The following is a 21,080-nucleotide window of genomic DNA, read 5'->3' as shown; positions in this document are numbered from 1 at the left end:
CCTCCGGGCCCCCGCCCGGCTGTCCCGCGGGGTTCGGCTCCCCGGCGGCCGGCTGCTGGCTCGTCGTCGTCATCTACTACTCCCGGTGCGCGTCGCCGGCCCCGGACGGGCCGCGTCGACCCGCCACCGTAGCGGACCGACCTGTGATTCCGGGGGTGCAGGGGCGCTGACTCCGGGATGCGGGCGCGTTGCCGCCGCGACAGTCCGCCCGATCAGGACAGCGGGCCCGCGGGCTCCAGGCGGTCGGTGCCGTGCCGGGTGCGCCAGCTCGCCATCGGGTAGGCGCCACTGTTCGGGTCCTCGCGGGCCACGAGCGCCCAGTAGTCGGCGTGGGCGTAATCGCTGGTGAACTCGACCACCGTGAAGCCGTGGCGGTCGAGATCGGCCCAGCGAACGTGCCGGTTCGCGGCGGTCAGCGCGCCCTGGGCGGCCAGCGAGAGCGGGTTGCCCTCGGGTAGTCCGCCCACCATGTCGTTGATGTTGTTGCTCGTGATGGACGGGGTGACGAACTCGACCGCCCCGGTGCCGGCCCCGGGGTAGTCGGCCGGGTCGAACGGCACCTCGTTGGCCCAGGACGTGTGGATGTCGCCGGTGAGGAAGACGTGGTTGCGGTTGCCGGTGGCGCGGATGACCTCGAACAGGCGGCGGCGCTCCCCGGCGTACCCGTCCCACTGGTCCGAGTTGTAGGTGATGCCCTCCCGCGGGACCCCGAGGAGCTCGGTGAGCGCGCCGGTCGTCCGCGCATCCAACGGCGGGATGAGCACGGGCGAGACCATGACCGAGTTGCCGATGACATTCCAGCGGGCGGTCGACGACTGCAGCCCGCGGGCCAGCCAGTCGAACTGCTCGGCGCCGGTCATCGTGTTGGTCTGGTCGATCGCCAGACCGTTGAACCGATCGGGACTCTCGGAGCGGTACGAGCGCAGATCCAACATGCTGATCTCGGCCAACGACCCCCAACGCAGGCGCCGGTACAGGTGCCCGCCGTCGCGCAGGGACTCCGGCCGGACCGGCATCCACTCGAAGTACGCCTGCGAGGACGCGGCCTTGCGGTCGGAGAACGGGCCCTCGTGCGGCTGGTGGTTCTCGGCACCGTGCTCCCACGAGTCGTTGGCCAGCTCGTGGTCGTCCCACGTGCAGATCCAGGGGACGTGCGCGTGCAGGGACTGCAAGTCGGGATCGGTGTGGTACTGCGCCAGCCGGATCCGATAGTCGGCCAGGGTGACGATCTCGTGCGGTGGTTCGTGCGGGCGTATCGCCCCGATGGCGGCGGTGTACTCGCCGCGGCCGTACTCGTAGATGTAGTCACCGAGCTCGATGATCGCGTCCAGGTCCCCGCGCGCCTCGAGGTGGCGGTAACCGGAGAAGAAGCCGGCCTCCCAGTTGGAACACGACACCACGCCGACGCGCCAGCGGCCGGTGGCGGGCATGGCGCCGTCGGCGGGCGCGGTACGGGTGCGCCCGGTCCGCGAGACCTGACCGAGCGCGCGGAAGCGGTAGTGGTACCAGCGGTCCGGCGCCAGTCCGGTGCAGTCGAGCTTGACCGTGTGGTCGCGGCCGGCGTCGGTGACGACGGACCCCGTGCGGACGAGGGAGGTGAACCCCGGGTCGGTGGCGACCTCCCAGGCGACGACGACGGGGTCACCGATCCCGGAACCGGGGCTCGCCGACGGGGTGGGCGTCACGCGCGTCCACAGGATGACGCGGTCCGCCATGGGGTCGCCCGAGGCGACACCGTGCCGGAAGACGATGCCGGGCTCGGCCCCGGCGACGGCGGTGCGTCCGGCCAGGGCACCGGTCCCGACGGCGGCACCGGCCAGCGCTCCGGCCCGGAGGAGGGAGCGCCTGCCGATGCCACCGGTGGGATGGGAATCGGCGATGCGGGCGGTTCCGGCGATGTGGGCCGACCCGGGAGACTCGGGCGAGGGGGCGGGAGACGCGGTCACGCGTTCAAGTCTGTCCCCTCGGGTGACGTCCGGGAGCGGATTCGCCCCAGACGTCACCGACGGTTCACTCGCCGGCGACCTGCGCGTCCTGTCCCGGGGTGGTGTCGGCGCCCACCACGAGCTCCTCGATCTCGGTCTTCTCCGGAGTCGAGAGGTACCGCTCGCGCGAGTCGTCCAGCTCCTGGAGCCACGGGGTGTGATGGACGGTCGCCATGGTGCCGGTGAGGACGGAGCGGTACGGCTTGTCCCGGTAGGTCAGGATGTTCTTCTTCTTGTCCTTCTTCCAGGCGAGGAAGATCTCGACCACCTCGTCGAGGTCGAACATCGGGTAGTCCGTGGCCTCGATGAGATCGCGGACGTAATCGGCCTGGAAGCGCACGTCGTCGGCGTCCCCGTCCAACTCCTGGAAGCGGTTCCGCCAGGCCCGCATGTGGGCGACCCGCTCCTCGGCGGACGGCAGCTTGGCCCGGCCCAGGATGAGGTCGCGCACATACCAGGCCTGCGCGTCGAACATGTTGAAGGTGAACCACTGGTCCTGGGCGCCGAGGTAGTAGACCTTGGGGTTCTTCTGCCACACCACGCCGCGGTAGAGGCCGGCGGGGTAGATGTTGTTGGGCGACTGCAGGGCCAGGTCCGCCGGCAGGAACGGGTACTTATGGAGGTAGCCGGTGCACAGGATCACGGCGTCGAACTCGCGGGTCTGGCCGCCGGTGAAGTGGACGGTCTCGCCGTCGAACCGCTGGACCAGCGGCAGTTCCTCCATCCCGTCCGGCCAGTCGTAGCCCATGGGGGCGGTGCGATAGGAGATCGTCACCGACCGGGCGCCCATCTTGAAGGCCTGCACGCCGATGTCCTCGGCGGAGTAGGAGGCGCCGATCAGCAGCACGCGCTTGTCCGCAAGCTTCTCCGCTCCGCGGAAGTCGTGGGCGTGGCGGATCGACCCGGGGAACGTCCCGATGCCCTTGAAGTCCGGCAGGTTCGGGTAGGAGAAGTGGCCGGTGGACACGATGATGCGGTCGAACTCCGACGAGGTCGTCTTGCCGGACCTGAGGTTCTCCACGGTGACGGTGAAGGTGTCCAGATCGCGGTCGTAGTCCACCCAACGGACGGCCGTGGAGAACTGCACCTTGTCCTTGACGTCGGACCCCTGGACCCGGCCGTCGATGTAGTCCCACAGGACCTCACGCGGCGGATACGACGAGATGGGCCTGCCGAAGTGCTCGTCGAACGTGTACTCGGCGAACTCGAGCGCCTCCTTGGGGCCGTTCGACCACAGGTTGCGGTACATGGAGGAGTGGACCGGCTCGCCGTACTTGTCGGTGCCCGACCGCCAGTTGTAGTTCCACTGGCCGCCCCAGTCGTCCTGCTTCTCGTAGGCCACGATCTCGGGGATCTTGGCCCCGGACCGCTGGGCCGATTCGAACGCCCTGAGGGCGGCCATTCCGCTCGGCCCGGCTCCGATGATCGCAATACGCTGTCTAGACACAGTTTTCCTTCCGGCCCACGTTCGGCCTGTTCGTTCGCTCCGACTGGTGCCGGTGGAAGCTCGTCCGACGCGGGGACTGGATGAGTCCGCGTAACGGGGCCTCGACACCGGGACCACTATCACTCCGAAGGGGCGTGAAACCACTGCCCGCGACGAGCGCACGGCGCCCCGTCCGGGGCGCCGCATGCCCTCGACCTTAGCAAATGGGGGCAGGGGAGGCGATGCGGCGGATTAGTGGACAATGGGGGCATGACCCAGTTCGGAGATCTCCTCGGCCCCCCGCCCACCCGTCTCACCGGTGACCCGGAGGCGGAGGCCGCCGTCGCCGCGGGGGAGGATCCCCGCACCGTGGCGGCCTCCCATCCCACCGCCTCGATCGCGTGGGCCGAGCTCGCCGAGCGCGCACTCGACTCCGGCGAGGTGATCAGCGCCTACGCGTTCGCCCGCACGGGGTATCACCGCGGGCTGGACCAGCTGCGGCGCCACGGCTGGAAGGGCTTCGGACCGGTGCCGTACGACCACGAACCCAACCGCGGCTTCCTCCGTTGCGTCGCCGCGCTGGCCCGCGCCGCGCAGTCGATCGGTGAGGAGGACGAGTGCATCCGTTGTCTGGACCTGGTCAATGAGTCAGACCCGCACGCCGCCGCGTCTCTCGGCCTGGCGTGACCGACTGGACGCCCGCGCGCTGGGCGTCTACGCCGCGCTGCCGGGCCCGCTGAGGGCGCGCGCCCGGCGACTCGGTTACGCGTTCCTGCCGATCCTGCAGTGCGGTCTCGCCGCGGGACTGGCCTGGTTCCTCGCGCACGACGTGCTGCACCACTCGGCGCCCTTCTTCGCGCCCATCGCGGCCGCCATAGCCCTGGGCACCGGTATGGGGCGTCGCGTCCGAAGGGGTGTCGAGCTGGTGCTCGGCGTCATCGTCGGCGTCGGGTTCGGTGACCTGCTGATCCGGGAGATCGGCTCCGGGGCGTGGCAGATCGCTCTGGTGGTGATCCTGGCGATGTCGGCGGCGGTGTTCGTCGACCGGGGGGCGATCACCGGCACCCAGGCGGCCTCCTCGGCGATCCTCGTGGCGACGATCCTGCCGCCGGGCAGCGCGGGCGGCTACGAGCGGATGCTCGACGCGGCGGTGGGCGGGGTGGTCGCGCTGGCCGCGATGGCGCTCATGCCCGTCCATCCCCTGCGCCGCGCCCGCCGGGAGGCGGCATCGCTGCTGGGCGTGGCGTCGTCGGTGCTCGCCGAGGTCGCGGACGGGTTGGAACGGCGCGACTCGGAACTCATCCGCTCCGCCCTGCAGGACGCCCGTGACACCCAGCCGGCCGTCGATGCGATCTCCGAGCAGCTCGCGGGGGCGCGGGAACTGGTGCGGATCTCCCCGTTCTACCGGCGGCGGCGTCCGGAGGAGATCGTCCTCACGGCGATGCTCAACCCGTTGGACAACGGCATCCGCAACATCCGTGTCCTCGCGCGCCGGGCGATCGTGGCGGCGGACGATCAGGTGGACGTACCGCCCGCGTTGAGTTCGTTGATCGCGGCGCTGGCCGGGGCTCTGGAGGTGCTCACCCGGCGGGTGGCCGCGGACTCCGACGCGCCCACGGACGCTGAGGTCCACCGCGAGTTGCGGGCGGTCGCGTCGCGCGCCAAGCGGGAGCTGATCACGGGGTCGGGCCTGACCGAGACCGTCATGCTGGCCCAGCTGCGCTCGATCCTGGTGGACATGATGCAGGTCGCGGGGCTGAGCAAGATCTCGGCCCTCGCCACGCTGCCGCCGACCGTCCGCAATCCCGCCGTCGAGCCGGAACTGACGGAGGAGTGGCCGGACGCGCCGGACCGACCGGCGTCGGTGATGCCGCCGCTCAGGGCGACACGAGCCTCCATGGCTCGGTATGACGATAGAAAGTCGTCCTCTTGATGGCCCGCCGACCGGTGAGTCCGTCCCGGGTGAGCAGGCCGGCCTCGGTGCCCAGTTGCACCGCCCGGGCCGCCACCCACTGACGGCGACGCAACCTGCGGGGCCGCGTGGCGGTGGCCCGGACGCCGGGCAGCTCGGGTGTGGGCCGGACGGTGAGGGTGTCCGTCTCGCCGGAGAAGACCACGGTGTCGTCGGCGTAGGCCTCGCCCACGAGTCGGTCGCCCTCGGGGCCGCGTACGAGGGCCTCGCCGACGAGGGCGGTCCCGGTCTCGTCGCGGACGAGCGGCACCTCACGCGACGTGCCGCGGATGCCGAGCTTGGCCGCCTCCGACCCTGTCGGCAGCCCGTACGCGCGGGTGGCGGGGGTGGGCTCGTCGGCGACGTAGGCGATCTCCGCGTCGAGGTTCTCGGTCCGCAGCAGGCGGGTGAGCACGGCGGCCAACGCGGCGTCGGTGCCGCAGAGGACCAGTCGACGCCCCGGGCCCACCTCGGCCAACGCGCGGTTGACCTCGTCCTTGGTCGGCACCTCGCTGACCTGGATGCGGGGGCGCTCACCGAGAACCGTCGGGACCGGGGCCGAGCCGCAGCGGATGACGATCATGACCTCCATCATGACCGCAGCTGATGGCGGGGGCGAACCTGGGGCAGGATGGAAGCGTGGTTGGACAGGCGCGCAGGATTGATCTGAACTGCGACCTCGGCGAGGCCCGCCGGGGGACGCCGCGGTGGCCCGCGTCACTCGCACCCGGCGCCGGGCCGGATCCCGACGACGCCGCACTGTTGGACGTGGTGACGTCCGCCAACGTCGCGTGCGGCTTCCACGCGGGCAACCGGCCCACCATGATCGCCACGGCCGTCGCGGCCGCCGACCGCGGGGTCGCCCTGGGGGCACACCCCTCGTACCGGGACGGCGCCAACTTCGGGCGTATCGAGCACGACCTCGACCGCGAGGAGGTCGCCCGGCTCGTGGAGTTCCAGCTCGTCGAGCTCGACATGGCCGCGCGACGGCACGGCACGCGGGTGCGGTACCTCAAGCCACACGGCGCGCTCTACAACCGTATCGTCCACGATCCGGAGCAGGCCGCGGGTGTCGTGGACGCCGTGGTGCGGTACGCCGACCTCGCCAATGAGGAGCCGGTGCCGATCCTCGGCCTGCCGGGCGCGGTCGTGCTGTCCCACGCCGCGGCCGTTGGCGTTCCCACGGTGACGGAGGCGTTCGCCGACCGCGGGTACCGGCCCGACGGCACGCTCGTGCCCCGCGGCGAGCCGGGCGCGGTGATCACCGATGTCGACGAGGTCGCCGAGCGCGTCGTGGGCATGGCGACGGGGGAGTCGATCACCACCGCCGAGGGAGCGCGGGTCGTGGTGGCCGCCGCCTCGGTGTGTGTGCACGGGGACACCCCCGGCGCCGTCGACCTGGCGCGCCGCGTGCGCGCCTCGCTCGAGGAGGCCGGCGTGGAGGTGGCGCCGTTCGCCGCGCCTCACGTCCCGCCGCGCGGCCCCGTGGCGGGTGGGTCCGTGCGTGATGCGGTGGGGGACGGGCCGGCGGTGCTCCGCGACCTCGCGGACCGGCCCCGCCCGTGAGCGGCGGCCCGACGCCGCCCGCGGGCCCGGGCCCGGGCCCCGGGGCCCTCGAGCGGGTCGTCCCGCTGTTGCGCTGTCCGGTCTGCGGGCAGATGCGGCCGGAGCCTCTCGACGTGGTGACCGCGGCCCGCACGGTGCTGGTGACCGTGCGCGAGGCCGCTGCGTTGCCCGAGCTGCGGCGGCGACTGGAGGCCCTGCTCGCGGGCCCCGCTGATCAGCCCGTCGCTCCGCAGCCCTCCGGCAATCTGCCCTCCCGAAATCTGCCCTCCTCAAATCGGCTATCCGGATTCCGGATCGGCGCTTCTGATCCGAATAGCGGATCCGTAGAGGGAGTAGCGGATTTCGGGGATGCGGGCGCGAGTGCAGGCGGGGTTGCGGGCTCGGATGCGGGATCGGATGCAGGCGCTGATGCGGGCCCGAAAGCGGGCTCGGGGGCAGGTGCGGAAGGCGGGGTGGCAGGAGTGACGATCGACGTCCGCTACGACGGGCCCGACCTGGCCGCGGTCGCCGACCTCGCCGGGATGTCCACCGAGGCGCTGGTCCGCACGCACACCTCGATCACGTGGCGGGCCGCGTTCGGTGGGTTCGCGCCGGGCTTCTTCTACCTCGTCGACGCGCGGGAACTGGATGCGGGCGGGGCGGGTGTGACCGAGGCGGCCGAGGGGCCGTCGATGGAGTCCGCCCTGCCTGCGGTGCCACGGCTGGACTCGCCGAGGGCGCGGGTCCGGGCCGGGTCTGTCGGCCTGGCGGACCGCTTCTGCGCCGTCTACCCCGGGGCCTCACCCGGCGGGTGGCAACTGCTCGGTACCACCGACGCCCGACTGTGGGACCTCGACCGGCCCGACCCGGCCCTGCTCTCCCCCGGGATGGCCGTCCGGTTCCGCGAGGTGGGCGGGCGATCCGGGGACGACCGCGGGCGCTCGGGCGAGTCCCGATGAGCCCGGACGCGCCCCGATGAGCCTGCTCGTGCTGCGGGCCGGACCGTCCGCGCTCGTGCAGGACCTCGGCCGCCCCGGTCACGCCTCGGTCGGGGTGACCGCCTCCGGGGCCGCCGACCGCGCCGCCGCGGCCACCGCCCTGCGGGCCGTCGGCACCGACCCGGCGGCCGCCGTGCTCGAGGTGTTGCTCGGCGGGCTGACGGTCATGACGGATGAGCCCGCGATCGTGGCGGTCACGGGAGCGGAGGCCCTCGTCGTCGTCGTCACCCCCGACGGTTCCCGACGGACCGTCGCCACCGGCGAGGTCCTCCGACTGGACGCCGGGTCGTCGCTGGAGATCGGCCGGCCCGTCGCCGGGGTGCGCAGCTACGTGGGCGTCCGCGGGGGGATCGACGTGCCGGCGGTGCTGGGCAGTCGATCGCGCGACACCCTGGCAGGGCTGGGTCCACCGCCCGTCGTGGCCGGCGACGTGCTGGACGTCGGCGACGCCGTGGTGGGACCGTGGGCCGACGGGTGGGAGGTCGCCGCCGGCCGGGGTGTGGTCGGCGGGGGCGCGGTCACCGGCGCCAGGGAATCCGTGGAGCTGGACGTCATCCCCGGGCCGCGCGACGACCTGTTCCCGCCCGCCGCGTGGGACGTGCTCGCCGCGACCGGGCACGTCAGCGGGCACGCCGACAGGGTGGGCGTCCGCATCGACCCCGCCCGGCCCGTCCCGCGCCTCGACACGCGCGAGATCCCCAGCGAGGGCATGGTGCGCGGCGCGGTGCAGATCCCCGCTGACGGCTCACCCGTCGTGTTCGGCCCCGACCACCCCGTCACCGGCGGCTACCCGGTGATCGGGGTGCTCACCGCCCGCTCGGCGGACAGGATCTCGCAGCTCCTGCCCGGAACGCCCGTGCGACTGCGCAGGCTGCGGGGGGTCGGCGACTAGGGTGAGAACGCGGATGCGACTACTCTGGAGCGCTGGTGTGCGCGGAATCACGACAATGTGCCCGTCCCTCACCGTGTAGACGACTCATTTCGAGGTGAAAGCGAACCATGCCAGCGATCGTTCTGATCGGCGCCCAGTGGGGCGACGAGGGCAAGGGTAAGGCCACCGATATCCTGGGCGGCCGCGTCGAGTACGTGGTCAAGCCCAACGGCGGGAACAACGCGGGCCACACCGTGGTGGTGGGAGGCGAGAAGTACGAGCTCAAGCTCCTCCCCGCCGGCATCCTGTCGCCCACGGCCACCCCGGTGATCGGCAACGGCGTGGTGGTCAACCTCGAGGCGCTGTTCGAGGAGATCGACGGACTCGAGGCCCGCGGCGCCGACACCTCGCGCCTGCGCATCTCGGCCGACGCACATTTGGTCGCGCCGTATCACCAGGCGCTGGACAAGGTGACCGAGCGCTTCCTGGGCAAGAAGGCCATCGGCACCACCGGCCGCGGCATCGGGCCCACCTACGCCGACAAGGTCTCCCGCGTGGGCATCCGCGTGCAGGACATCTTCGACGAGTCGATCCTGCGCCAGAAGATCGAGGGCTCGCTGCACCTCAAGAACCAGATCCTGGTGAAGATCTACAACCGTCGAGCGGTCGAGGTCGAGGAGATGGTCGAGTACTTCCTCGGCTACGCCGACCGGCTGCGGCCCATGGTCTGCGACGCCACCCTGATGCTCAACCAGGCGCTGGACCGCGGCGAGTCCGTCCTCATGGAGGGCGGGCAGGCCACCATGCTCGACGTCGACCACGGCACCTACCCGTTCGTCACCTCGTCCAACCCCACCGCCGGCGGGGCCTGCGTGGGCGCGGGCGTCGGCCCCACCCGGATCACGCACTCGCTGGGCATCGTCAAGGCGTACACCACCCGCGTGGGCGCCGGGCCGTTCCCCACCGAGCTGTTCGACAAGTGGGGCGAGTACCTGCAGGTCACCGGCGGTGAGGTGGGCGTCAACACCGGCCGCACCCGCCGCTGTGGCTGGTACGACGCCGTGATCGCCCGCTACGCCGCGCGCGTCAACGGGTTCACCGACTACTTCCTCACCAAGCTCGACGTGCTCACCGGCATCGGCGAGATCCCGATCTGCGTGGCCTACGACGTCGACGGCGTCCGGCACGACGAGATGCCCATGACGCAGACCGACTTCCACCACGCCACGCCGATCTACGAGACCATGCCCGGCTGGGACTCCGACATCACCGGGGCGCGCGAGTTCAGCGACCTGCCCGTCGAGGCCCGGGACTACGTGCTGCGCCTCGAGGAACTCGCCGGCTGCCACATGTCGTACATCGGCGTGGGCCCCGGCCGCGACCAGAACGTAGTGCGGCGCGACATCCTGGGGTGATCTCATGGGGCGGCTGAGGCGTGTGTGGCTGGGGCGGCTCGGTTTGGTGTGAACGTACGACACATGTCGCATGAATGGCCGATAGTGCGGTGACGCCGAATCGGGTGGACTCCTGGCAAGCGACTGACCGGTCGCCGCCTCTCGAGATCGGAGCACCACATGCGTTCCCTCACCCGCCTCGGCGTCGCCGCCGCAGCCACTGCCATCGCCTCAGCCACCGCCCTCGCTGGCGCCGGGGTGGCCGGTGCCCAGGACATCGAGCCCGTTTTCAACAGTCCCAGCAGTGTGAGCGTCAGCGGCAAGGGCGAGGCCACCAAGGTGACTTACACGAACAAGTCGGGCCAGGATTTGATGTGCTACTCGTTCGTGGGTACGGGACGCCTGGTCTCCGACCTCTACGGCTACGCGAAGAAGGTGGACATCAACAGCGCTCTCTCGCCGAGCTGGACGGCGCGTTTGGTGGAGGCTGCGGGCAAGGGGCAGATCGGGTACTTCGGCGGAATGGTCGAGAATGGTGAGACCGCAGAGCTGACAGAAGGTGCGATCGGCGGGGTCGTCGAGGGCATGCTCACAGATGACTCGTTCTCCCCGGCTGCTCTCACGGTGTGCAGCTCTCAGGGGATGGATGACGATCCGTACGTCGAGGTCGAGATCTCGGCAGGGGCCGGCGTTCCGGCCGGCCTCGGATCGCTGGATTCCGCTCTTGCCGGCATCGGCAGCTCGGGCTCGGTGGCTGAGACCACGGGCTCGCTCGGCAGCTGACGAGACCGGACCCACCTCACCCCCGGCGCCCGAGCTGCGCCGGGGGTGAGATGTGTTCGCGGGGTCTGGCCGAGAACGTGGCTCGGCGCCGACGGACGCGTTTCCGAAGGGCCGCATCCTCGTCCCCGGAGGCGTGCACCCTGGACCGGACTGCGCCGGGGCAGAGTCGGTGTCCGATGAGTAACAACTCAGAAAATTAAGGTCATGAGCTGGTTCACAGGCAGTGTTTACTTGGTTAGCCACGGCGACCGTGGCCGAGATTCGGCCGCCATCTCGAACGCAAGGAGGATTTTCTCATGCGTCTTTCCACCAAGCTTGGTGCATCCCTTTCCACCGTGGCGCTCGGCGCCGCTGCAGCCCTGGGCGGCGCCGGGGTCGCCCAGGCACAGTCGCTGGGCTCGCTCGGGTCGTCGGCCGAGGCGCCGGACCTCGTTCTGACGATCAGTGAGGCGAACGAGGCGGGCGCCCTGGGCACGCTGACGAACAACACTGAGCGGGATCTCACCTGCTACGTCGGGGTGGGCGACGCCGCCACCTTGGCTGAGAACGAGGACGGGCTGGCTGATGCCGAGGATCAGGAAGCCTACCTCCGCGACCTGTACGCGGACCTCGCCGACGACCCGACCTTCAACTTCGACACCACCGGCGAGGTCGCAGCGGGGGAGACCGCGGAGTGGAGTGTCGAACTCACGGCGGACGCTGACTATGCTGCCGGGGCGCTCGCCTTCTGCGATCCGCTCGGCGACCCGCTCTACGCGATCGACTACGAGTCGACCGGCACCGGCTCCCTCGATATGGGTTCGCTCGGTAGCTGATCGCTCAGCCACCTGCGACGAACGCCCCGCCACCGGAAACGGTGGCGGGGCTTTCGGCGTGGCCTCGGCCCTGGGTGGAGTCGTCAGCCCATCGTCTTGAACGCGTTTCTCACCGCGTCCACCGCGGCTTCGACCCCGAAGCCCGCCCCTGCGGCTGACTCGGCAAACTCTTCCGCGGCCCGGGCCAGCACGGTCCCGGTTGCATCGGCGGCCGCCACGAACGTGCCCGAACGGCCGCGCCCCTCGAGCACGCCGGCCTCCTCGAGCTCCCGGTACACCTTTGCCGCGGTGGCACTGGAGACGCGCACCTCCTCGGCCAGCTTTCTTACGGCAGGCATGCGTGTGCCCGGCGTGAGCTTCCCGCCTGTAACGGCCTCTACGATCTGGCTCTTGAGTTGGCGAAACGGAGGGTCGCTCGACGCGGGATCGGCGATCAGGACGACCTCGGCCACCCGGGAGCCGCCGGTCGGGAGGGCGGAGTCCGCCGAGCCGGACGCGGCTCGCGGATCGTTCATGCTCAGACCCACACCTGGTCGATTGCGGTCGCCTCGGTCGGGGGTGCGGCCGGCACCGCGGGGGCCGGGGTGCGCGAGAATCGAGGCGCCGGCGCAGGCCCCAGGTCGCCGGCGACCTCGACGAACGTGTCGCGGGCCGTGTTGTGCGGATGGTCCAGCGCCTCGGTGTAGGTCAGCACCGGCGTGGTGCAGGCGTCGGTGCCGTAGAACAGTGCGGCCCACTCGTCCCGGGTTTTCTCGGCGAATTTCCCGGAAATGATCTCGCGCAGTTCATCCCAACGGTCCATGTCGAACTGGCCGGGCATACCCTCGCCGTCGATACCCAACAGTCGGGCGAACTCGACGTAGAACTGCGGCTCGAGGCAGCCGACCGCCATGTACTTGCCGTCGGAGCAGGTGTAGACGTCGTAGAACGGATACCCCGTGTCGAGCATGTTGGTCCCGGCGACGTCCGACCACTGGCCGCGGGCGCGCATCGCCCACTGGAACTGGCCCAACACCGAGGCGCCGTCGGTCATGGCGGCGTCGATGACCTGTCCCTTGCCGGATGTGGCGCGTTCGATGATCGCGGCGAGGATGCCCTGGATGAGGAACATCGAGCCGCCGCCGAAGTCTCCGACGAGGTTGAGCGGCGGCACGGGGCGCTCGCCCTTGCGGGCGGTGGCGTTGAGATGGCCGGTCAGGGAGATGTAGTTGAGGTCGTGGCCGGCGGTGTGCGCGAGCGGGCCGTGCTGGCCCCAGCCGGTCATGCGGGCGTAGACCAGGCGCGGGTTGAGCTCCAGGCACTCGTCGGGGCCCAGGCCCATTCGCTCGGTGACCCCGGGGCGGTAGCCCTCGACCAGCACGTCTGCCTTGGCGATGAGTCCGCGCACCTGCGACAGGCCCTCGTCGCTCTTGAGGTTGGCCTCCACCACGGTCCGGCCGCGGCGGGTGATGTGCGCCCAGCCGCCGACCTGGGTGTCGAGCTCCCCGGGGCGCATGACGGTCACGACGTCCGCCCCGAGATCGGCGAGCATCATGCAGGCATGCGGCCCGGGGCCGATGCCATTGAGTTCGACAACGCGGATGCCGGCCAGGGGGCCGGAAGAGGAACTGGTCACAGGTGTGCCCTTTCGTGTGGCTTCTGACACACGGTATCGCCCCTTCCGCGGGAGCCGGGGGAGCAGGCTGACCCGGGGTGTCCCGACGTGGCGGGCGGCAGGTCAGTGGGTGAGGAGATTTTCCAGGTCGGAGGCGTCCACCAGGGGGTCGTCCAGGTCGATGGTGATCCGTGAACGGGCCAGGAACCGGGCACGTCCGGTGACGGTGGTGTGCAGGGCGGGAAAGTCGCCGACCATGCATTCCTCGACCACCGTGCCCAGGAAGCGGTTCCCGCGCGGCGAGATGGTGTCCAGGGTGTCACCGGGAGAGACGTCACCCAGCGCGGCCATCAAGGCCAGCCTGGCCGACGTGCCGGTCCCGGTCGGACTCCGGCAGATCACGCCCGGATGGACGTAGGTCGCCGACGGCGACTCGTACCGACCGGACCCCACTGTGCGCACGGCGCCCATGAAGTGGACGAACGGCAGCGGCCCCACATCGCCGAGCGAGGGGTGCTCCCGCCTGAGTCCGGGTCGGGCCGCCCGGACGAAGGCATCACCGAACGCGGTGAGGGCGAACTGCTCGTCGGCCGCGAGCTCGAAACCGTGGTCGGCCGCGCGGATCAGGGCGAAGTAGGCCCCGCTCCACACGAGATCGAACCCGACCCGGCCGTAGTGGGGGACCTCCACGACGAGCCCGCATTCCGCGACGAAGGCAGGCTCCCCGCGTGTGGTGATCGACTCCACCCGGCCGCCGGCGATCCGCGCAGTATTCCGCGACAATCCCGCCGGGGACTCCAGGACGATTTCCTGCAGCCCGTCGTTCGCCGGGATCATTCCGCTCTGGAGGAGTGCGGTCGCGGTGCAGATGGTGTTGGAGCCCGAGTACATCGGGTACCCCATCGCCTCCATGATGATGTACCCGGCCACGGCCTCCGGATGGGAGGGCTCCACGATGAGGTTCACCGACATCGCTGGGTCGCCGTACGGTTCCGAGAGCAGCAACCGGCGCAGACCGTCGCCCTCTTTCTCCAGGTAGCGGGCCTTTTCCAACGCGCTTCTCCCCGGCAGTGGCTCGATGCCTGAGGTGACGATCCGGCTGACGTCGCCGCCGCTGTGGGTGTCGATCAGCTCCAGGACGCGTTCACGATCCATGGGGGGCTCCTACCGTGTCCCAATGTCGGTCGGGAACCACGACCAGGTTGCCGACGTGGGTCTTGCTCATGAAGGCGCGCTGCGCCTCGTGGAACTGGGATAGCGGGAAGGTGCGGTGGAGGAGCGGACGGATGCGGCCGTCCTCGATGTAGCCGACCAGCCGTCGGAAGGCGGTCCGTGTGCCCTGCGAGGAACCGTGCAATTCGAGCTGTTTGAGGTACATGGTGCGCAGGTCGAGCTCCACGACCGGGCCGCCGATGGCCCCGGCAGTGCCGTACCGGCCCTCCGGCCGCAGGATCCGCAGCAGGTCGTTGAACAGCGGGCCAGCGACCAGGTCTCCCACCACGTCGATCGGGCCGTCGACGACCCGCGCCACCTCGCCGACGAGATCGTCCGAGTCCCGCAGGAACACCGCCTCGGCACCGATCTCGCGGAGAGCATCCTCCTTACCGGCGCTGGACACCGCGTAGGGGATTGCGCCGCGAACGCGAGCGAGTTGGATCAGGGCCGAGCCCACCCCTCCGGAGGCGCCGGTGACGAGGATCCGTTCGCCCTCGCCCAGACGCGTCCGGTCGAGGATCTGTTCCGCGGTCAGATAGGCGCAGCAGAAGGTGGCCAGGCCGGCGTCGTCGACGTCGGCGGTGACCTCGTAGGCGTTCTCGGAGGGGACCGCCACGTACTCGGCGTAGCCGCCGTCGCGCCCGTGGCCGATGTAGTCGATGTCGGCCAGGCTCTCGTCGCCCTCCGGCCTGTTGTAGATGCTGAAGTCGACCATCACCCGGTGCCCGATGCGGTCCTCGGACACCGAGTCGCCGACGGCCACGACGCGGCCGACGATGTCGGTGCCCTGGATGCGCGGGAACTCCAGTGTGGAGCGGCCACGCCGCCACGAGGAGACGGCCGTCGGATCGGTGTCGCTGCCATAAGCGCCCTGGCGGACCCACACGTCGGTGTTGTTCATCCCGCAGGCGTGGACATCGATCAGGACCTCCCCCGGACCCGCGTTCGGCGTGGGGACGTCGCGTGAGAACACCAACTGGTCGAGGCCGCCGTGTCCCAGGAGCTGTACCGCGTTCATCGTCGGCGGGTGTGGCGGCATCGGTGCTCCTCCTCCGCTCGCGCTACCGGGGCCGTAGGCCACAGGTGCTTGACGAGAATTCTCTCACCTGTCGACCTTCCCGGTCTATCGGCGCGGACCGATTTTTACACGACGTTGACCATTCGGGCGGAGGGGTTGGTCGGCCGAGGGTGAACGCCGCCTTAGGGCTCGGAGCCAGGGGTTCGATGTGGGTGATGCTGCTCGTCCGCAACCCATGTTGTTGCTGTTGTTACGCCTGTTGCCAGGGATAATAAAAAAATTAACATAGACTTACGTACCTAAATGTTTTCGGCGCTTACCAGAACTGTGATGTGACCCGTGCAACACTCCGCTCAGGCGTCTCCAAGACGTCAGAACGTGTCACCGCGGTCCTCGAGTGGTGACTTTCCCTCACTGCAAGGAGCCTTCATGTTCGTTCGTAACCGATTCTTGGCCGGCGCTTCGGCCATCGCTCTCGCCGCCGGGGCCACTCTCGCCGGAGCCGGCATTGCCGGCGCCCAGGGCTCCTCCGAGATCGCGGCCGATCTCGAGCTCGCTGCCACTGCCCTCAACGGTCCGGTGTCGGTCGCCGGTGATGACGACGGTGGCCCGACGGTCACCTACACAAACGAAACCGGGGTAGACGAGACCTGCGTCGGTTTCGCAATGCCATACGCCTCCGTCGAGGAAGTCTGACTCGACCCCTCGGCCGGCGGTGGGCTCACAATGTTGCCGCAGATCATCGAGATTGAGAATTTGGGCGGCGTATCGATTCTCAGCGCAACCGAGAGTGGAGAGCCAACTGCGTTCGACGCCGTACTTCCGTCGTCAGGGTTCGGCAACGTTGGGGGCGCGGTGCTGCTTCTTGCCAACAACGATTTCAGGACCGGAGTGCCCGTCGCTGATGGCGAGAGCATCACTTGGGACGCGACCTCGCCGGAGGAGTCGGCTGCGGCCGCAGTGCTCTGCATGCCGGATTCGGAAACGGACAATGGCGAACGGCTCGCAGCCATGACAGTCAACTTCGGCATCGACCCGCAGGTTGTCGCTGACCAGATCAATGGTCGGATCCCGGGAGGCTCTCTCGAGATCGTGTCGGCGGATGACATCAGCGCCGGCAGCGTCGGGATGGGCGCGACCCTGCTCGGCTCGCTCGGTGACGACGGCGCGGACGAGGTCGTCGACAACGGCGACGGTGGGGACGTGGAAGAGGACACTGACACCGCCAGCGGCAGCGCCAGCGCCAGCGGCAGTGGCGACGACGATGGCGATGACGAGGACAACGGCACTCTCACGGCTGCGACCCTCACCAACTGATCGTCTGGATTAACAGGCATCATCTGCGACTCCCACCCGGGCCCGGCACCTTACGGTGCCGGGACCGGTCGTCTGTTCAGCCGCGCTCCGAGCGTTACCGCAGGTCTACTAGCGTGGTCGACATGACCGACCCCCACGATCCCCTCGCCCCGCCGACCGTGGACCGCTTCGGCACGCCGGGCACGTCGACCGCGACCCGCGTGATGCTGCTCGGGTCGGGTGAGCTGGGCAAGGAGGTGACGATCGCGCTGCAGCGTTTGGGCGTCGAGGTCATCGCGGTTGATCGCTATGACGGAGCCCCGGCGCACCAGGTCGCGCACCGCTCGCACACCATCGACATGACCGACGCCGACGAGGTGCGCCGGGTCGTCGAGCTGGAGAAGCCCGCGGTGATCCTGCCGGAGATCGAGGCCATCGCCACGGCCGCGCTCGCGCAGATCGAACAGGACGGCGTCGCCCGCGTCGCGCCCACCGCCCGCGCCGTGCAGCTGACGATGGACCGCGAGGGCATCCGCCGCCTCGCCGCCGAGGAGCTGGGCCTGCCCACGAGCCGCTTCGCGTTCGCGTCCTCGCTGGAGGAGCTGCAGGAGGTGTGCTCCCGGATCGGGTTCCCGTGCCTGGTCAAGCCCACCATGTCGTCGTCGGGCAAGGGACAGTCGTCCCTCCACGGTCCCGAGGACGTGGAAACGGCGTGGAACCACGCGCAGTCCGGTGCCCGCGTCGCGGGGGCGCGCGTGATCGTGGAGTCGTTCGTCGACTTCGAATACGAGATCACGCTGCTCACCGTTCGGAGCGTCGACCCGGAGACGGGGCAGATCCGCACCGACTTCTGCGAGCCGATCGGCCACCGCCAGGAGCGCGGCGACTACGTGGAGTCGTGGCAACCGCAGGCCATGACCCAGGACGCCTACGACTCGGCGCGGTCGGTCGCGGCGCGGGTCACGGGCGCGCTCGGCGGGGTCGGCGTGTTCGGAGTGGAGTTGTTCGTCAAGGGCGTCGACGTCTACTTCTCCGAGGTCAGCCCCCGCCCCCACGACACCGGCCTCGTGACATTGCGCAGCCAGGTGCTCAGCGAGTTCGAGATGCACGCGCGCGCCGTCCTCGGTCTGCCGGTGGTCACCACCATGGCCAGTCCGGGCGCGTCCGCGGTGATCTACGGAGGCACGGGAATCGGGGAGGACGGCACCGAGGGCGACGGCACCGAGGGCATCGGCTTCGCGGGTGTCGCCCGCGCGCTCGCCGTGCCGGAGTCCGACATCCGCCTGTTCGGCAAGCCGTCCGCCAGCGAGTTCCGCCGGATGGGCGTGGCCGTCGCGACCGCCGAGGACGTCGAGATCGCGCGTGAGCGCGCCCGCGAGGCCGCGTCGCGTGTGACGGTGGTGAGGTAGGTGCGGCCGGTGATCGTGGGTTGGGAGGGCGCCGCGAGATGACGACGACGAGGTCCGCGGCAGACGACGCACGCGATCTGCCGAAGGAGCCGACGGCGCCGTGGATCCTGACGCTGTCCGTGGCAGTGATCCTGGTGTGGCTCGGCGTGCTGGCCTGGCAGGTGGCCGTCCTGCCGGATCGGGTGCCGACGCACTTCGGCGCGGGCGGCGAGGCCGACGGTTGGTCGACCAGGAACGGCGCGTTGGCGTTCTCCGCGCTACTGCCGCTGGTGGTCGTCCTGCCGATGCCGCTCATGTCGAGGCTGGTGGTGTCGGCTCCCGAGTTCATCAACGCCCCCAACAAGCAGTGGTGGACTGCCTCCGGAGCCCGACTGCGCAGGTTCGAGAGGTTGCTGCGTGAGGACCTGTGGCTCATCACCGCGTTGACGCTCGCGCTGCTGGTGGCGGGACAGGTGGGCATCGTGATGGCTGCCCGGTCCGGGACCGATCAGATGCCGGGGTGGGCGCTTCCGGGTGCCCTGGTGGTCTTCATCGTCGGGCTGGGAGCGGTGCTCGCTCGCATGTTTGTCGGCGGGCGGTACGCCGAACAGCCCGACCTGCGCTGAGAGACGGACCGGCTCGCCCGGGCCTGTGAATGGTCGTCGACCTCATCCACAGGCCCCCGCTGGCGGGCCCTGTGCGTCGTACTCCGCCCATAGCGTGACCTCTCGAACGGCCCGGATGCCCGGGCCGGAGGGGAGCGGGGACGATGGCGGAGCAGGGGGAGCGAGCCGGTGGCGGGGTCGCCGCGCCGGGCGCCACGGCCGAGGCGGGCCCGCTGGGGGCCGTGCTCCTGGCGTTCGAGCAGACGGCGGTGACGGCCGAGGCGGCCCGGGTCCGCGACGCGGGCGTGGACACGGCCGCCAGTGCGGCGGATCTGGTCGCGGCGCTGGAGGAGGCGTCGGCGGCGGCTGCCGGCATGGCGGCCGGAGGTGCGGGGGCGCTGCTCACCGGTCCCGCGCTCGCCGAGTGCGCGGACCTGCTCGCCCGGCGGGCCCGGGAGCACGAGGCGCAGAGCCGGCGGATCGCGGAGGCGATGGCCCGGGCCGCCGGACTGCTGGCGGAGGCGGATGAGGAGGTGGCCCGCGGTGTCACCGGGACAGCGGGCTGAGGCGCTGGTGGTGGCGATCGACCACGCCGAATCGCGGGCGGCGGCGGTGGGTCGGCGGATCGCCGAGTCGGCCGAGAACCTCGACATGGTCGCCCGCCGACTGGGCGGCGCGGTGGCCGGTGACGGGATAGGCAGCGGCGCGGCGGTCGGTGGAATGGCCGACGAGGGCGGGTGGTCCGGCCATGCGGGGGCCCGGGCGCGCAGCCGCGCTGCTGACGCTGCCGCCGAGGCCAGGATGGTCTCCGGCAACTGCCTCTATGTGGCCGACGTCCTGCGGGCCGAGGGGGCGCGGCTGGCGCGGGCGGTGATCAGCTGGAGCGACGACGAACTCGCCGCGCCCGGCACCGGGGACACCATGGCGGTGGGGGAGGCGGATCGCGGCCTGGCGAAGCGGCTGCGCGAAGCTGCCGACCATCTCACCGGGCACACGGATCCGGCGACGCGCCCGTGCATCGACCTGTCGGGATCGACCGACGACGATCCCCGGGCGGTCGCCGAAGTGTGGCACGGGCTGGGGCCTGCCGACCGGGCCAGGCTGGCCCGTGACCACCCAGAGCTGGGATCGGTGGACGGCCTGTCGTCGGCGACGCGGGATGCGATCAACCGGACCCGGTTGCGCCGACTGCTCGACGCGGCCGACACCGGCGCCGGCGGCGACGGGCTCGCCGGTGCCGCTCGGGGCCTGTCCGCGTTGGCCGCGCACCTCGAGGCCGACCCGCGACGGCATCTCCTCGACCTGCACCCGGACGGTCGCGCGGTGGTCGCGAGCGCCGATCCCGACACCGCCGACCGGGTGGTCACGCTCATACCGGGCACGGCGTCGTCGCTGGACACCCTCGATCGCACCGGCGAGCGGGTGGACGCGATGTGCGAGGCGGCCGCCTCGGGTCTCGAAGGGGCCGCCTCTAATCCCGGTGCGGCCGGTTGGACACCCGACGCGGCCGTCGAGTCCTGCGTCGCGGTGTCGTGGCAGGGCTACGACGCGCCCGCCGACGTCGCGACCGCCGGCTCCTCGACGGCACCCGCGCGAGCGCATGCCGCAGACCTGCGGACCTTCGCGGCAGGGTTGGACGCGGTGGAACGCAGGGACGGCGACGACGCTCCCCATGTCGCGGTCGGGTACAGCTACGGGTCCGCGGTCCTGGGGGCGGCAGCCGAGGACCCGGGAGGGCTGGCAGCCGACCGGATGATCCACGTCGGCAGTCCCGGCGCGGGCGTCGACTCGATCGCCGGGCAACGGGTCGACGAGGTCGGCGTCGCTCGGGCGGCGGGGCAGGACGAGGTGGTCGGCGTCGCCTCGCGCTGGGATCCGGTGCCGTGGTGGTCGATCACCGGCGTACTCGGCGGCCGCCCGGGCACCGGGGAGTTCGGCGGACTCGCGGTGGACGTCACGGAGCCGGACTCGGGCGCCGACTCGGTGCGCAGCGCCCACTCCCGCTACTTCGACCCGGGCACGGTGTCGCTGGACGAGATCGGCCGGCTCATCGCCGAGACCGACTGACCACGAGACCTGCTAAGCCCCCACGATCCGCTATCCGGAATTCGGATCGGCTGGTCGAATCGGACCAGCCGATCCCGAGGGACGGTAGCGGATCTCAGGGGGTCCGGGCCGTGGGGGCCGTGGGGGAGG

21 protein-coding genes are annotated in these 21,080 nt (G+C 70.8%); 14 read left to right on the top strand and 7 right to left on the bottom strand.

Annotation, left to right across the window (positions count from 1 at the left end; translation table 11 throughout):
• Positions 1-212 precede the first annotated feature (212 nt).
• Together J1M64_RS03780 and J1M64_RS03775 are read right to left on the bottom strand one after the other, a co-directional pair.
• Complete coding sequence (locus J1M64_RS03780) at positions 213-1,898, bottom strand: alkaline phosphatase (RefSeq protein WP_374220839.1); 1,686 nt, start codon at positions 1,896-1,898, stop codon at positions 213-215.
• 112 nt (positions 1,899-2,010) lie between these two features.
• Positions 2,011-3,432, bottom strand: a complete 1,422-nt coding sequence (locus J1M64_RS03775; RefSeq protein ID WP_163376306.1) for an NAD(P)-binding domain-containing protein — start codon at positions 3,430-3,432, stop codon at positions 2,011-2,013.
• A 249-nt stretch (positions 3,433-3,681) separates the two neighbouring features.
• Here J1M64_RS03775 and J1M64_RS03770 point away from each other — a divergent pair, with 249 nt between their 5' ends.
• Together J1M64_RS03770 and J1M64_RS03765 are read left to right on the top strand one after the other, a co-directional pair.
• Positions 3,682-4,098, top strand: a complete 417-nt coding sequence (locus J1M64_RS03770) for a DUF3151 domain-containing protein (protein ID WP_206472892.1) — start codon at positions 3,682-3,684, stop codon at positions 4,096-4,098.
• Positions 4,055-5,344, top strand: a complete 1,290-nt coding sequence (locus J1M64_RS03765; RefSeq protein WP_185950935.1) for an aromatic acid exporter family protein — start codon at positions 4,055-4,057, stop codon at positions 5,342-5,344. The genes J1M64_RS03770 and J1M64_RS03765 overlap by 44 nt, the downstream gene beginning before the upstream one ends.
• Here J1M64_RS03765 and J1M64_RS03760 read toward each other — a convergent pair.
• Complete coding sequence (locus J1M64_RS03760) at positions 5,289-5,945, bottom strand: hypothetical protein (protein WP_206472890.1); 657 nt, start codon at positions 5,943-5,945, stop codon at positions 5,289-5,291. The genes J1M64_RS03765 and J1M64_RS03760 overlap by 56 nt on opposite strands.
• A gap of 56 nt (positions 5,946-6,001) precedes the next feature.
• Between J1M64_RS03760 and J1M64_RS03755 the strand changes: the two genes are divergently transcribed.
• The 6 genes from J1M64_RS03755 to J1M64_RS03730 all read left to right on the top strand — a co-directional run bounded on the left by J1M64_RS03755 (position 6,002) and on the right by J1M64_RS03730 (position 11,768).
• Entirely contained in the window at positions 6,002-6,928 is a 927-nt protein-coding gene (locus J1M64_RS03755) for a 5-oxoprolinase subunit PxpA (protein ID WP_307872357.1), read from the top strand.
• 461 nt (positions 6,929-7,389) lie between these two features.
• On the top strand, positions 7,390-7,866 hold the full coding sequence (locus J1M64_RS20295) for a carboxyltransferase domain-containing protein (RefSeq protein WP_307872356.1): 477 nt from the start codon (positions 7,390-7,392) through the stop codon (positions 7,864-7,866).
• A gap of 16 nt (positions 7,867-7,882) precedes the next feature.
• Entirely contained in the window at positions 7,883-8,797 is a 915-nt protein-coding gene (locus tag J1M64_RS03745; protein WP_206472886.1) for a biotin-dependent carboxyltransferase family protein, read from the top strand.
• A 107-nt stretch (positions 8,798-8,904) separates the two neighbouring features.
• Positions 8,905-10,191 (top strand): adenylosuccinate synthase, encoded by a 1,287-nt coding sequence (locus J1M64_RS03740; protein ID WP_206472884.1) that lies wholly within the window; start codon positions 8,905-8,907, stop codon positions 10,189-10,191.
• A 159-nt stretch (positions 10,192-10,350) separates the two neighbouring features.
• Complete coding sequence (locus tag J1M64_RS03735) at positions 10,351-10,953, top strand: hypothetical protein (protein ID WP_206472882.1); 603 nt, start codon at positions 10,351-10,353, stop codon at positions 10,951-10,953.
• 296 nt (positions 10,954-11,249) lie between these two features.
• The gene (locus tag J1M64_RS03730; RefSeq protein WP_206472879.1) at positions 11,250-11,768 is read left to right on the top strand and encodes a hypothetical protein; all 519 of its coding nucleotides are present in this window, start codon (positions 11,250-11,252) and stop codon (positions 11,766-11,768) included.
• 83 nt (positions 11,769-11,851) lie between these two features.
• On the opposite strand, the gene J1M64_RS03725 is transcribed toward J1M64_RS03730, so the two are convergent.
• The 4 genes from J1M64_RS03725 to J1M64_RS03710 form a co-directional block, all read right to left on the bottom strand.
• The gene (locus tag J1M64_RS03725; protein ID WP_206472877.1) at positions 11,852-12,283 is read right to left on the bottom strand and encodes a GntR family transcriptional regulator; all 432 of its coding nucleotides are present in this window, start codon (positions 12,281-12,283) and stop codon (positions 11,852-11,854) included.
• 2 nt (positions 12,284-12,285) lie between these two features.
• Complete coding sequence (locus J1M64_RS03720; protein ID WP_206472875.1) at positions 12,286-13,383, bottom strand: CaiB/BaiF CoA-transferase family protein; 1,098 nt, start codon at positions 13,381-13,383, stop codon at positions 12,286-12,288.
• Between the two features lie 102 nt (positions 13,384-13,485).
• Positions 13,486-14,517 (bottom strand): proline racemase family protein, encoded by a 1,032-nt coding sequence (locus tag J1M64_RS03715; protein ID WP_206472873.1) that lies wholly within the window; start codon positions 14,515-14,517, stop codon positions 13,486-13,488.
• On the bottom strand, positions 14,507-15,616 hold the full coding sequence (locus tag J1M64_RS03710; protein ID WP_206472866.1) for an alcohol dehydrogenase family protein: 1,110 nt from the start codon (positions 15,614-15,616) through the stop codon (positions 14,507-14,509). The genes J1M64_RS03715 and J1M64_RS03710 overlap by 11 nt, the downstream gene beginning before the upstream one ends.
• A 408-nt stretch (positions 15,617-16,024) precedes the next feature.
• Between J1M64_RS03710 and J1M64_RS03705 the strand changes: the two genes are divergently transcribed.
• From J1M64_RS03705 to J1M64_RS03680, 6 genes are all read left to right on the top strand, one after another.
• Positions 16,025-16,291, top strand: coding sequence for a hypothetical protein (locus J1M64_RS03705; protein ID WP_206472864.1), 267 nt, complete (start codon positions 16,025-16,027; stop codon positions 16,289-16,291).
• Between the two features lie 30 nt (positions 16,292-16,321).
• Positions 16,322-16,912 carry a hypothetical protein gene (locus J1M64_RS03700; RefSeq protein ID WP_206472863.1) on the top strand — a complete coding sequence of 197 codons (591 nt, stop codon included), beginning with the start codon at positions 16,322-16,324 and terminating at the stop codon, positions 16,910-16,912.
• Between the two features lie 122 nt (positions 16,913-17,034).
• On the top strand, positions 17,035-18,300 hold the full coding sequence (gene purT, locus J1M64_RS03695; protein ID WP_206472861.1) for a formate-dependent phosphoribosylglycinamide formyltransferase: 1,266 nt from the start codon (positions 17,035-17,037) through the stop codon (positions 18,298-18,300).
• Between the two features lie 38 nt (positions 18,301-18,338).
• A complete protein-coding gene (locus tag J1M64_RS03690) occupies positions 18,339-18,905 on the top strand; it encodes a DUF1648 domain-containing protein (protein WP_120286406.1) in 567 nt (188 codons plus the stop codon).
• A gap of 143 nt (positions 18,906-19,048) precedes the next feature.
• Entirely contained in the window at positions 19,049-19,450 is a 402-nt protein-coding gene (locus J1M64_RS03685) for a hypothetical protein (RefSeq protein WP_154829769.1), read from the top strand.
• Positions 19,428-20,951 (top strand): alpha/beta hydrolase, encoded by a 1,524-nt coding sequence (locus J1M64_RS03680; RefSeq protein WP_307872355.1) that lies wholly within the window; start codon positions 19,428-19,430, stop codon positions 20,949-20,951. The genes J1M64_RS03685 and J1M64_RS03680 overlap by 23 nt, the downstream gene beginning before the upstream one ends.
• Positions 20,952-21,080: the final 129 nt, after the last annotated feature.

This window comes from Dietzia sp. KRD202 (assembly GCF_017168155.1).
GTDB classification, from domain to species: domain Bacteria; phylum Actinomycetota; class Actinomycetes; order Mycobacteriales; family Mycobacteriaceae; genus Dietzia; species Dietzia kunjamensis.
Note: the sequence above shows the minus strand (reverse complement) of the source record. Positions and strands in the feature narration are given on the sequence as shown.